General features: G+C 60.9%; 12 protein-coding genes. 8 read left to right on the top strand and 4 right to left on the bottom strand.

Annotated elements, in window-relative coordinates:
- The first annotated feature begins 148 nt into the window (after positions 1-148).
- The 7 genes from AACY02_RS00270 (at position 149) to fdhA (ending at position 9,058) form a co-directional block, all read left to right on the top strand.
- A complete protein-coding gene (locus AACY02_RS00270; protein ID WP_339430260.1) occupies positions 149-1,402 on the top strand; it encodes a serine hydroxymethyltransferase in 1,254 nt (417 codons plus the stop codon).
- A 20-nt stretch (positions 1,403-1,422) separates the two neighbouring features.
- Positions 1,423-2,673: a sarcosine oxidase subunit beta gene (locus tag AACY02_RS00265; protein ID WP_221731155.1), complete on the top strand. Its 1,251-nt coding sequence runs from the start codon at positions 1,423-1,425 to the stop codon at positions 2,671-2,673.
- 14 nt (positions 2,674-2,687) lie between these two features.
- Positions 2,688-3,017 (top strand): sarcosine oxidase subunit delta, encoded by a 330-nt coding sequence (locus AACY02_RS00260; protein ID WP_339430259.1) that lies wholly within the window; start codon positions 2,688-2,690, stop codon positions 3,015-3,017.
- Positions 3,014-6,031 (top strand): sarcosine oxidase subunit alpha, encoded by a 3,018-nt coding sequence (locus AACY02_RS00255; protein WP_339430258.1) that lies wholly within the window; start codon positions 3,014-3,016, stop codon positions 6,029-6,031. The genes AACY02_RS00260 and AACY02_RS00255 overlap by 4 nt, the downstream gene beginning before the upstream one ends.
- Before the next feature lie 123 nt (positions 6,032-6,154).
- On the top strand, positions 6,155-6,787 hold the full coding sequence (locus AACY02_RS00250) for a sarcosine oxidase subunit gamma (protein ID WP_339430257.1): 633 nt from the start codon (positions 6,155-6,157) through the stop codon (positions 6,785-6,787).
- A gap of 11 nt (positions 6,788-6,798) precedes the next feature.
- Positions 6,799-7,656, top strand: coding sequence for a formyltetrahydrofolate deformylase (gene purU / locus AACY02_RS00245; RefSeq protein ID WP_339430256.1), 858 nt, complete (start codon positions 6,799-6,801; stop codon positions 7,654-7,656).
- 202 nt (positions 7,657-7,858) lie between these two features.
- Positions 7,859-9,058 carry a formaldehyde dehydrogenase, glutathione-independent gene (fdhA, locus tag AACY02_RS00240; RefSeq protein ID WP_093429915.1) on the top strand — a complete coding sequence of 400 codons (1,200 nt, stop codon included), beginning with the start codon at positions 7,859-7,861 and terminating at the stop codon, positions 9,056-9,058.
- Positions 9,059-9,110: 52 nt separating this feature from the next.
- On the opposite strand, the gene AACY02_RS00235 is transcribed toward fdhA, so the two are convergent.
- The 3 genes from AACY02_RS00235 to AACY02_RS00225 form a co-directional block, all read right to left on the bottom strand.
- Positions 9,111-9,449 carry a hypothetical protein gene (locus AACY02_RS00235; protein WP_339430255.1) on the bottom strand — a complete coding sequence of 113 codons (339 nt, stop codon included), beginning with the start codon at positions 9,447-9,449 and terminating at the stop codon, positions 9,111-9,113.
- Between the two features lie 123 nt (positions 9,450-9,572).
- Positions 9,573-10,247, bottom strand: coding sequence for an anti-sigma factor (locus tag AACY02_RS00230; RefSeq protein WP_339430254.1), 675 nt, complete (start codon positions 10,245-10,247; stop codon positions 9,573-9,575).
- Positions 10,244-10,879: a sigma-70 family RNA polymerase sigma factor gene (locus AACY02_RS00225; RefSeq protein WP_339430253.1), complete on the bottom strand. Its 636-nt coding sequence runs from the start codon at positions 10,877-10,879 to the stop codon at positions 10,244-10,246. Before AACY02_RS00225 ends, AACY02_RS00230 begins: the two co-directional genes overlap by 4 nt.
- 148 nt (positions 10,880-11,027) lie before the next feature.
- Between AACY02_RS00225 and AACY02_RS00220 the strand changes: the two genes are divergently transcribed.
- Positions 11,028-11,585: a DUF2780 domain-containing protein gene (locus tag AACY02_RS00220; RefSeq protein ID WP_221731148.1), complete on the top strand. Its 558-nt coding sequence runs from the start codon at positions 11,028-11,030 to the stop codon at positions 11,583-11,585.
- A 1-nt stretch (position 11,586) separates the two neighbouring features.
- On the opposite strand, the gene AACY02_RS00215 is transcribed toward AACY02_RS00220, so the two are convergent.
- Entirely contained in the window at positions 11,587-12,474 is an 888-nt protein-coding gene (locus AACY02_RS00215; protein WP_339430252.1) for an acyltransferase, read from the bottom strand.
- Positions 12,475-12,617 lie beyond the last annotated feature (143 nt).

Here is a 12,617-nt window from a genome sequence, read left to right as displayed (position 1 = left end):
AACGACATTTCCCGCCATGTCGTAAACGCACCTTTGCGTGGCGTCCGTAGGCATTTGAGCTGTCTGCGCCGGTCATACCATCGCATCAAAGGGCACGCCGGTGCCTGACCGAGACGAATGGCGCACCGCCGCCGCTGGGAGAGACGCGATGTTCAGCAAGCAAGACCAGATCCAGGGTTACGACGATGCACTGCTGGCGGCGATGAATGCCGAGGAGCAACGTCAGGAAGATCACATCGAGCTGATCGCGTCCGAGAACTACACCAGCAAACGCGTCATGCAAGCGCAGGGCAGCGGCCTGACCAACAAGTACGCCGAAGGTTATCCGGGCAAGCGCTACTACGGTGGTTGTGAGCATGTGGATAAAGTCGAAGCGCTGGCCATCGAACGCGCCAAGCAATTGTTCGGTGCCGATTACGCCAACGTCCAGCCGCACTCCGGCTCCTCGGCCAACAGCGCCGTGTATCTGGCGTTGATCAAACCAGGTGACACCATCCTCGGCATGAGCCTGGCCCACGGCGGTCACCTGACCCACGGCGCCAAAGTGTCGTCCTCGGGCAAGCTGTACAACGCTGTGCAGTACGGCATCGACACCAAGACCGGTTTGATCGATTACGACGAAGTCGAGCGTCTGGCCGTTGAGTGCCAGCCGAAGATGATCGTGGCCGGTTTCTCGGCTTACTCCAAGACCCTGGATTTCCCGCGTTTCCGTCAGATCGCCGACAAGGTCGGGGCGCTGTTGTTCGTCGACATGGCCCACGTTGCGGGTCTGGTCGCTGCCGGCCTGTACCCGAATCCGCTGCCTTACGCTGACGTGGTCACCACCACCACCCACAAGACCCTGCGCGGTCCGCGTGGCGGGTTGATCCTGGCCAAGTCCAACGAAGAGATCGAGAAGAAGCTCAACGCTGCTGTCTTCCCCGGCGCCCAGGGCGGCCCGCTGATGCACGTCATCGCCGGTAAAGCCGTGTGCTTCAAGGAAGCGCTGGAGCCAGGCTTCAAGGCTTATCAGCAGCAAGTGATCGACAACGCTCAGGCGATGGCGAGCGTATTTATCAAACGTGGCTACGATGTAGTGTCCGGTGGTACCGACAATCATCTGTTCCTGGTCAGCCTGATCCGTCAGGGCCTGACCGGCAAAGATGCTGACGCCGCCCTCGGCCGTGCCCACATCACCGTCAACAAGAACGCCGTGCCGAACGACCCGCAGTCGCCGTTCGTCACCTCGGGCCTGCGCATCGGCACCCCGGCAGTGACCACGCGCGGCTTCAAGGTGACTCAGTGCGAAACGCTGGCCGGCTGGATCTGCGACATCCTCGACAACCTCGGCGATGCCGATGTCGAGGCCAATGTCGCCCAGCAGGTTGCGGCCCTGTGCGCAGACTTCCCGGTTTATCGCTGAGCGTTCTGGAGTAAATGACTATGCAACGCTATTCGGGCTTCGGCCTCTTCAAACACTCCCTCAGCCACCACGAAAACTGGCAGCGCATGTGGCGCACGCCCACGCCGAAAAAGGTTTACGACGTGGTCATCGTCGGCGGCGGCGGGCATGGTCTGGCGACGGCCTACTATCTGGCCAAAGAACACGGCATCACCAACGTGGCCGTGGTCGAGAAAGGCTGGCTGGGCGGCGGTAACACCGCGCGCAACACCACCATCGTGCGCTCCAACTACCTGTGGGACGAGTCGGCGCACCTGTATGAACACGCGATGAAATTGTGGGAAGGTCTGTCGCAAGACCTGAACTACAACGTGATGTTCTCCCAGCGTGGCGTCTACAACCTGTGCCACACCCTGCAGGACATCCGCGATTCCGAGCGTCGGGTCAGCGCCAACCGCCTCAACGGCGTCGATGGCGAACTGCTCAACGCCAAGCAAGTGGCTGACGAGATTCCGTACCTCGACTGCACGAAAAACACGCGCTACCCGGTGCTGGGTGCGACCGTCCAGCGTCGCGGCGGCGTCGCCCGTCACGATGCCGTGGCCTGGGGCTTTGCCCGTGCCGCCGACGCCCTCGGTGTGGACTTGATCCAGCAGACCGAAGTGATCGGTTTTCGCAAGGAAAACGGCGTGTGCATCGGCGTCGAAACCAACAAAGGCTTCATCGGCGCCAAGCGTGTCGGCGTGGTGACGGCCGGTAATTCCGGACACATGGCGAAACTGGCCGGTTTCCGTCTGCCGATCGAATCCCACCCGCTGCAAGCGCTGGTGTCCGAGCCGATCAAACCGATTATCGACAGCGTGATCATGTCCAACGCCGTGCACGGTTACATCAGCCAGTCCGACAAGGGCGATCTGGTGATCGGCGCCGGTATCGACGGCTACAACGGCTACGGCCAGCGCGGTTCGTACCCGGTGATCGAGCACACCATCCAGGCCATCGTCGAGATGTTCCCGGTGCTGTCGCGGGTGCGCATGAACCGTCAGTGGGGCGGCATCGTCGACACCACGCCGGACGCCTGCCCGATCATTTCGAAAACCCCGGTACCGAACATGTTCTTCAACTGCGGTTGGGGCACCGGTGGCTTCAAGGCCACACCTGGCTCGGGCAACGTGTTTGCCGCCAGCCTGGCCAAGGGTGAAATGCACCCGTTGGCCGCACCGTTTTCCATCGACCGTTTCCACAACGGCGCCCTCATCGACGAACACGGCGCTGCTGCCGTCGCCCACTAACAGGAGAAATCCCCATGTTGCATATCTTCTGTCCTCACTGCGGCGAACTGCGCTCCGAAGAGGAATTTCATGCATCCGGTCAGGCGCACATCCCGCGCCCGCTGGACCCTGCCGCCTGCACCGACGAGGAGTGGGGCGACTACATGTTCTTCCGCGACAACCCGCGCGGTCTGCACCACGAGCTGTGGGATCACGTCGCTGGTTGCCGCCAGTACTTCAACGCCACTCGCGACACCGTGACCTACGAGATTCTCGAAACCTACAAGATCGGCGAAAAGCCGCAATTCACCGACAAGGCTGACCCTGCAAAAACAGCCACGACGGCGCTGGGAGAGAAGGTATGAGCCAGACCAATCGCCTGTCCAACGGTGGACGGATCGACCGCAACAAAGTGCTGAGCTTCACCTTCAACGGTCAGACCTACAAAGGCTTCGAGGGTGACTCGCTGGCCGCCGCGCTGATCGCCAACGGTGTCGACATCATCGGTCGCAGCTTCAAGTATTCGCGTCCACGGGGCATTTTCGCTGCCGGTGCCGAAGAGCCGAACGCCGTGCTGCAGATCGGTGCGACCGAAGCCACGCAGATCCCCAACGTGCGCGCCACGCAACAGGCGTTGTACCAAGGCCTGGTCGCGACCAGCACCAACGGTTGGCCCAACGTCAACAACGACATGATGGGCATTCTCGGCAAGGTCGGCGGCAAGCTGATGCCACCGGGTTTCTACTACAAAACCTTCATGTACCCGCAATCGTTCTGGATGACGTACGAGAAGTACATCCGTAAGGCTGCAGGTTTGGGCCGTTCGCCGACCGAAGTCGATCCGGACACCTACGACTACATGAACCAGCACTGCGACGTGCTGATCGTCGGCGCTGGCCCTGCGGGTCTGGCCGCTGCACTGGCGGCTGCGCGCAGCGGTGCCCGGGTGATTCTGGCTGACGAGCAGGAAGAGTTCGGCGGCAGCCTGCTCGATTCGCGCGAAAGCCTGGACGGCAAACCGGCGATGGACTGGGTTGCCAGCGTCATCGCCGAATTGAAAGACACCCCGGACGTGCTGCTGTTGCCGCGCGCCACGGTCAACGGCTACCACGACCACAACTTCCTGACCATTCACGAACGCCTGACCGATCACCTCGGCGACCGCGCGCCAATCGGTCAAGTGCGTCAGCGCATCCATCGCGTTCGTGCCAAGCGTGTGGTGCTGGCGACCGGCGCTTGCGAGCGTCCGCTGGTTTACGGCAACAACGACGTGCCGGGCAACATGCTGGCCGGTGCTGTGTCGACTTACGTGCGCCGTTACGGCGTGGCGCCGGGCAAGAAACTGGTGCTGTCGACCAACAACGATCACGCCTATCGCGTGGCGCTGGACTGGCTCGACGCCAGTCTGCAAGTGGTGGCCATCGCCGACGCCCGCAGCAATCCGCGCGGTGCGCTGGTGGAAGAAGCGCGCGCCAAAGGCATCCGTATCCTCACCGGCAGCGCCGTGATCGAGGCCCGTGGCAGCAAGCGCGTGACCGCTGCCCGCGTCGCCGCGATTGATGTCAAGGCGCACGCCGTGACCAGCCCGGGCGAATGGCTCGACTGCGATGTGGTCGCGACTTCCGGGGGTTACAGCCCGGTGGTTCACTTGGCCTCGCATCTGGGCGGCAAGCCGACCTGGCGCGAAGACATCCTCGGTTTCATACCGGGCGAAGCACCGCAGAAACGCGTGTGCGTGGGTGGCATCAATGGCGTTTACGGTCTCGGCGATTCGCTGGCCGATGGTTTTGAAGGTGGCGTGCGCGCTGCCAGTGAAGCCGGTTTCGCGGCGGTCGAAGGCACGCTGCCCAAAGCCCTGAGCCGTCTCGAAGAGCCGACGCTGGCGCTGTTCCAGGTGCCGCATGAGAAGGGCACGGCCCGTGCGCCGAAGCAATTCGTCGACCTGCAAAACGACGTCACCGCCGCCGCCATCGAACTGGCGACCCGCGAAGGTTTCGAGTCGGTCGAGCACGTCAAGCGCTACACCGCGCTGGGCTTCGGCACCGATCAGGGCAAGCTCGGCAACGTCAACGGTCTGGCCATTGCCGCCCGTTCGCTGAACGTGACCATCCCGCAGATGGGCACCACGATGTTCCGCCCGAACTACACGCCGGTCACTTTCGGCGCCGTGGCCGGCCGTCACTGTGGGCACATCTTTGAACCGGTGCGCTACACCGCACTGCATCAATGGCACCTGAAAAATGGCGCCGAGTTTGAAGATGTGGGCCAGTGGAAACGTCCGTGGTACTTCCCGAAAAACGGTGAAGACCTGCACGCGGCCGTAAAGCGCGAATGCAAAGCCGTGCGCGACAGCGTCGGCCTGCTCGATGCCTCGACCCTGGGCAAGATCGACATTCAAGGCCCGGATGCCCGCGAGTTTCTCAACCGCGTGTACACCAACGCCTGGACCAAGCTCGACGTGGGCAAGGCCCGTTATGGCCTGATGTGCAAAGAAGACGGCATGGTCTTCGACGACGGGGTGACGGCTTGCCTGGCCGACAACCATTTCGTCATGACCACCACCACCGGCGGTGCGGCGCGCGTGCTGCAATGGCTGGAGCTGTACCACCAGACCGAATGGCCAGACATGAAGGTCTACTTCACGTCCGTCACCGACCACTGGGCGACCATGACCCTGTCCGGGCCGAACAGCCGCAAGCTGCTCAGCGCCGTGACCGACATCGATCTGGGCAACGAAGCGTTCCCGTTCATGACCTGGAAGGAAGGTCTGGTTGGCGGTGTGCCGGCGCGGGTGTTCCGCATCTCGTTCACCGGTGAGCTGTCGTACGAAGTCAACGTGCAGGCCGATTATGCGATGGGCGTGCTGGAGAAAATCGTCGAGGCCGGCAAGCCGTACAACCTGACCCCGTACGGCACTGAAACCATGCACGTTCTGCGCGCCGAGAAAGGTTTCATCATCGTCGGTCAGGACACTGACGGCTCGATGACCCCCGACGACCTGAACATGGGCTGGTGCGTCGGTCGCACCAAACCGTTCTCGTGGATCGGTCAGCGCGGCATGAACCGTGAAGACTGCGTGCGTGATCAGCGCAAACAGTTGGTGGGCCTGAAACCGATCGACCCGAATGTGTGGCTGCCCGAAGGTGCGCAGTTGGTGTTCAACACCAAGCAAGCGATCCCGATGACCATGGTCGGTCACGTGACCTCCAGTTACGCGCACAACTCCCTCGGTTATTCGTTTGCCATGGGCGTGGTCAAGGGCGGTCTCAAGCGTATGGGTGAGCGGGTGTTTGCGCCGCTGGCCGATGGCAGCGTGATCGAGGCGGAGATTGTGTCTTCGGTGTTCTTCGATCCGAAGGGCGACCGTCAAAATATCTGACAGACCGAGTCGCGGCCTTCGCGAGCAAGCCCGCTCCCACAGGGGAATGCATTCCAGATGTGGGAGCGGGCTTGCTCGCGAAGGCGCCAGTAGATTCACCACAGAATTCAGCAAAGGTGCTTTATGACCACAGCCAACGTGTACCAACAACGCCCGACCACCGGTGCCCGTGCCGAGTCGTCGCTGCACCATGCCGACCTCGCCAGCCTGGTCGGCAAGGGCCGCAAGAGCGCCGGCGTGATCGTGCGTGAGAAAAAACTCCTCGGCCACCTGACTCTTCGTGGCGATGGCCACGATGCCGCTTTCGCCGCCGGTGTGCACAAAGCATTGGGCATCGAACTGCCCGGCGCTCTGAGCGTCATCGTCAAAGGCGAAACCAGCCTGCAATGGATGGGCCCGGATGAATGGCTGCTGATCGTGCCCAGCGGTGAAGAGTTCGCCGCCGAGCAAAAGCTGCGCGAAGCCTTGGGCGATCTGCACATCGCCATCGTCAACGTCAGCGGCGGCCAGCAAGTGCTCGAACTGAGCGGGCCGAATGTGCGTCAGGTGCTGATGAAATCCACCAGCTACGACGTGCACCCGAATAACTTCCCGGTCGGTAAAGCGGTCGGCACGGTGTTCGCCAAATCGCAGTTGATGATTCGCCATACCGCTGAAGACACCTGGGAGCTGCTGATCCGTCGCAGCTTCTCGGATTACTGGTGGTTGTGGTTGCAGGATGCATCGGCCGAGTACGGCCTCAGCGTCCAGGCCTAGGAGACACAACCATGAGCCGCGCCCCAGACACATGGATTCTGACCGCCGACTGTCCCAGCGTTCTCGGCACTGTGGACGCGGTGACGCGTTTTCTGTTCGAGCAGGGTTGCTACGTCACCGAGCACCACTCCTTCGATGACCGGCTCTCGGGCCGCTTCTTCATTCGCGTGGAGTTTCGCCAGCCTGACGGTTTCGACGAACAAACCTTTCGCGCCAGCCTCGGCGAGCGTGGTCAGGCCTTCGGCATGGTCTTCGAGCTGACCGCGCCGAACTACCGGCCAAAAGTGGTGATCATGGTCTCCAAGGCCGATCACTGCCTCAACGACTTGCTCTACCGCCAGCGCATCGGCCAATTGTCGATGGACGTGGCGGCGGTGGTGTCCAATCACCCGGACCTCAAGCCGTTGGCCGACTGGCACCAGATTCCCTACTACCATTTCCCCCTCGACCCCAACGACAAGCCGTCGCAGGAGCGTCAGGTATGGCAGGTGATCGAAGAGTCCGGCGCTGAGCTGGTGATCCTCGCCCGCTACATGCAGGTGTTGTCGCCGGAGCTGTGCCGCAAGCTTGATGGCAAGGCAATCAACATCCATCACTCGCTGCTGCCGGGCTTCAAAGGCGCCAAGCCGTATCACCAGGCCTATAACAAAGGCGTGAAACTGGTGGGGGCGACGGCGCATTACATCAACAACGATCTGGATGAAGGGCCGATCATCGCCCAGGGCGTCGAGGCGGTGGATCACAGCCATTACCCGGAAGATCTGATTGCCAAGGGACGGGATATCGAAGGTCTGACCTTGGCCCGGGCCGTTGGCTATCACATCGAAAGAAGGGTGTTTTTGAACGCCAATAGAACAGTCGTTCTCTAGATCGCTTTCGCGAGCAAGCCCGCTCCCACAGGGATTGGTGTCGTTCGCAAAATTTGAATTCACCACCGAACCCAGTGGGAGCCGGCTTGCTCGCGAAGGAGCCATTACTGACAACGCAGCACCCACAAGCAATAACCCGAGCACTTAACGCGCTGCCTGCCTGGGCAACGCGGTTCCATAAAAACAACAGCGAGGTGAAAGCATGTCTGGCAATCGTGGTGTGGTGTATCTCGGCGCTGGCAAGGTCGAAGTACAGAAAATCGACTATCCGAAAATGCAGGACCCGCGCGGTCGCAAGATCGAGCACGGGGTCATTCTCAAGGTGGTTTCCACCAACATCTGCGGCTCCGACCAGCACATGGTGCGCGGCCGTACCACGGCGCAGACCGGTCTGGTGCTGGGTCATGAGATCACCGGCGAAGTGATCGAAAAAGGCTCCGACGTCGAAAACCTGAAAATCGGTGATCTGGTTTCCGTTCCGTTCAACGTGGCTTGCGGGCGCTGCCGTTCCTGCAAAGAGCAACACACCGGCGTCTGCCTGACCGTCAACCCGGCCCGTGCCGGCGGCGCCTATGGCTATGTCGACATGGGCGACTGGACCGGTGGCCAGGCCGAATATGTGCTGGTGCCGTACGCCGACTTCAACCTGCTGAAACTGCCGGATCGCGACAAGGCCATGGAGAAAATCCGTGACCTGACCTGCCTCTCCGACATTCTGCCGACCGGTTATCACGGCGCGGTTACTGCCGGCGTTGGCCCGGGCAGCACCGTTTACATTGCCGGCGCCGGCCCGGTCGGTCTGGCCGCTGCGGCTTCGGCACGTTTGCTGGGCGCTGCTGTGGTGATCGTCGGTGACGTCAACACCATCCGCCTGGCCCACGCCAAGGCGCAGGGTTTTGAAATCGTCGACCTGTCCAAAGACACGCCGCTGCACGAACAGATCGCCGCGCTGCTGGGCGAACCGGAAGTCGATTGCGCAGTGGACTGCGTCGGCTTCGAGGCACGCGGCCACGGCCACGACGGCGTCAAAGCCGAGGCGCCGGCCACCGTGCTCAACTCGCTGATGGGCGTGGTGCGCGTAGCGGGCAAGATCGGCATTCCCGGTCTGTACGTCACCGAAGATCCGGGCGCCGTGGACGCTGCCGCGAAAATGGGCAGCCTGAGCATTCGCTTCGGTCTGGGCTGGGCCAAATCCCACAGCTTCCACACCGGCCAAACGCCTGTGATGAAGTACAACCGCCAACTGATGCAGGCGATCATGTGGGATCGCATCAACATCGCCGAAGTGGTGGGCGTGCAAGTCATCAGCCTCGATCAGGCGCCGGAAGGTTACGGCGAGTTCGATGCCGGCGTGCCGAAGAAGTTTGTGATTGATCCGCACAAGTTGTTTAGTGCGGCGTAAGTTCCACGCATATAAAAAGGGCGACCCTGGGGTTGCCCTTTTTTACGTGTTATTAATTCTTTTCTTCAAACGAGCATTTGCTGACGTCACCATCGGTGACTACGCAATCATCCGAAGGTTTACCTTCCTTATCTTTCCAACCGGTTCCAGTGGCTTTAACCGGAGTACCGTTCCTGTAACCGGACGAGGCGCCGAGGTCGTCTTTGCCGTTGTAGCGACAAATGACAACGGAATTGGCGCTGTCTTTGTCTTTCAAGCGTGCAGAGGTGAAGGTGAGATCCTCGGCACCTTGAGAATGGGTTACCGAGAGAGTCGAGCAAGTTCCTGCATAGGCAGTGCTCATCATGGCCAGACTAACCAGAACACCCGAGACAATTTTCAGCTTCATCATTTGTACTCCATTACATAGTAGGAGCGGAAATTTTCTCTTTGATAATGAAAGCTGCCAACTGTTAGAACTGACAGTTTTTTATGCTTTTTCGCGATTGTTCTTTTCTTTTTAATTACTATCCAATTACAACGTCGCCAGCGCCCCTTGATACAACACCGGCCCAGTCGGTTTTCCTGTTGGCGAACCACCCTTAGGCTCAAGACTCACAGCCAGCGCAATCGGCTGACCAATCAACACCTTCTGCGCATCACTCAACTCAACTCTGCCTTTGCCCCCCGTGGGTATCACCCCCAGCGAGATCGGCTTGCCATCGGCTGGAATCGCCCACAACTCCAGGCTGCGAGCGGGATCGACGACAGCCAGGGTCAGCGGCTCGACCTGCAAATAATCGGCATGCGCTTCAATCTTCAGCGCTGGTTGCGCGTCGGCGCTCAGCAGGGTTGCGCTGTAGCGGGCGTCATCGCGGTTGTACAGCGAGCCGAGGAATACCAAAACCACGATCGAACACAGCGCCGCCGTGACGCGCAGCCAGTTCCAGAACGGACGTTTTTCCGGCACATGCAGGACTTGCGGCTCAATCCGCGCGGTAATGCCATGCCACACGCGGTCGGGCACTGGTTGTTCCGGCAGGGATTCGGTGAGGGTCGCCAGCGTGTCTTGCCATTGCGCCAGTTCAGCCCGCAGCGCCGCGTCGTCGAGCAGCAACTGTTCAAAACGTCGCCGTGCTGCCGAGCCCATCAAACCAATGGCGTAATCGGCGGCGAGGGCGCGGCGCAGGGCTGGGGTCTGGTAGTTCATGATTCAAGGCACCGGCGCAGGCGTTCCATGCCACGGCGAATCCACGATTTCACCGTGCCCAGCGGCGTGGCCAGGTGTTCGGCCAGCTCCGTGCACGACAATCCCTGAAAGTAGGCGACGCTGATCGACTGACGTTGCATGCCGTCGAGGCTGTCCAGGCAGCGGTTCAAGGCGTGGGCTTCGCGGGCGCTGCTCAATTGGTCGTGTGCTGAAGGACCTTCGTCCGCCAGCGCGTCCTGTTCGACATCGCTCAGCGGCCGGTCGCGGTGTTTGCGCAACTGGTCGATGGCTTGGTTGCGAGTGATGTTGATCATCCAGGTCATTGGTGCCGACAGGTGCGCTTCGTAGCGCGAGGCGTTGTTCCAGATGCGCACGAAGCTTTCCTGCAGCACTTCTTCCGCCAGATCGCTGCGGCCCATGAACCGCAGGGCCACGCCGTGCAGGCGCGGGCCGACGCTGCGGTACAGGGTTTCGAAGGCGCGACGATCGCCCAGTGAACACTGGGCCAACAACTGTCGCAACTGATCGGTGTCGGCGAGGGAAATGACGACTCTCCAGGCAAAGGTTCGGCGACGAAGGTGAGTATCGGGCTGTTCACAGGCTAGTCCAGCGACAGCGGTTATGCCATTCATCGCGATCATTCCAGGGTTTCACGATCTGTATACGTGGCTATGCTGAAAATGGATGCGCTGGCTTGGAACATGCCGGCGGATGCCCGGTCAAACCGGCAGTTTTACCGTTCATTGACGGGCGGTTTTCACAGCGCAAGAGGATGTCTGAATGAAGATTTCACGCGGTATTGCCATGGCTTCGCTGATGACCCTTGCGGCCAGCCCGGTGTTTGCCGGGTTCAGCCTGGACGATGTGACCAAGGCTGCTTCGAGCATGCAGGGCGGCAACGCTGCCACCGCCGCTGCGCCGACCTCGGAAACGGCCGGTTTGCTGCAAGCCGTCACCGGTCTGGGGGTTACCCCTCAGCAAGCCGTCGGCGGCACGAGCGCCATGCTTGGCTTGGCCAAGAACCAATTGAGCAGCACCGATTATTCGCAGTTGGCCAAAGAAGTGCCAGGCATCGACAAGCTGTCGGGCGGTAGCGGCAACCTGGCGGCGTTGAGCGGGTTGCTGGGCTCGTCGGGCAAGTCAGCCGGACTGGAAAACGCACTGGGCAACGTCAAGAACACCAGCGATCTGAACAACGCCTTCGGCGCCTTGGGCATGGACAGCGGGATGATCGGCCAGTTTGCCCCGGTGCTCCTCAAATACCTCGGTGATCAAGGTGTCGGTGGCCCGCTCCTGCAGAGCCTGGGCAGCATCTGGGGCGCGGGCACCGGTAGCTGATTCAGCGGCGCGCGTTTTTCAGTTCGCCAATGCGCTGATCCTTCTCGTTCCAGAGTTGGTTGACCCAGCTCTGGACCTTCTGGCGAAACACCGGATCGTTTTCGTAATCGCCCTGCCACAGCGCCGGGTCGAGTTCGCGGGTCTTGATGTCGATGATCACCTTCGGCACGTTGCCGCTGATCAAGTCCCAGAAGCCCGGGATGTTTGGCTGTTGATAAACCACCGTCACATCGAGAATCGCATCCAGTTGCTCACCCAGCGCCGCCAATACAAACGCCACGCCGCCTGCCTTGGGCTTGAGCAAATGCTTGAACGGTGATTGCTGCTGCGCACTTTTCGCGCAGGTGTAGCGAGTGCCTTCCAGATAATTCACCACGGTGACCGGTTGGCGCTTGAACAGCTCGCAGGCCTGCCTGGTGATTTCCAGATCCTTGCCCGCCAGTTGCGGGTGTTTCGCCAGAAACGCCTTGGTGTAGCGCTTCATGAACGGGTAATCCAGCGCCCACCACGCCAGCCCCAGGAACGGCACCCAGATCAGCTCTTTCTTGAGGAAAAACTTGAAGAACGGCGTGCGCCGGTTGAGCGTCTGGATCAGCGCCGGAATATCCACCCACGACTGATGGTTGCTGACCACCAGATAAGAGGTGTCACCGCGCAGATCGTCGCCGCCGCGAATGTCCCATTGAGTGGGGATGCACAGGTGGAAAATCAGCTTGTCGATCTCGGCCCAGGTCTCGGCGATCCACATCACCGCCCACGACGCATAGTCGCGCCAGCGGCCGGGCGCCACCAGTTTGAGCAGGGCAAAGACCATCAACGGCCCGATCAGGATCAGGGTGTTGAGCAACAGCAGCAGGGTGACGAAACAGCCGGTGAGCAGGCGGCGCATAAGCAACTCTATGACGTTGGATGGGCGCGCCATGATAAGCAGCTTCGGGCGGCAGACCAAATTTGCGCTGACGAATGTTTCACTTTTGTACCGGTATTGTGCGGGTTAAATGCGTATTGACTGTTCTGGCCTCTTCGCGAGCA

This window comes from Pseudomonas sp. EA_65y_Pfl2_P78 (assembly GCF_963970495.1).
In the GTDB taxonomy this organism is placed as follows: Bacteria; Pseudomonadota; Gammaproteobacteria; order Pseudomonadales; family Pseudomonadaceae; genus Aquipseudomonas; species Aquipseudomonas baetica_A.
The sequence above is the reverse complement of the archived record's forward strand: the minus strand, read 5'-3'. Positions and strand labels throughout refer to the sequence as shown.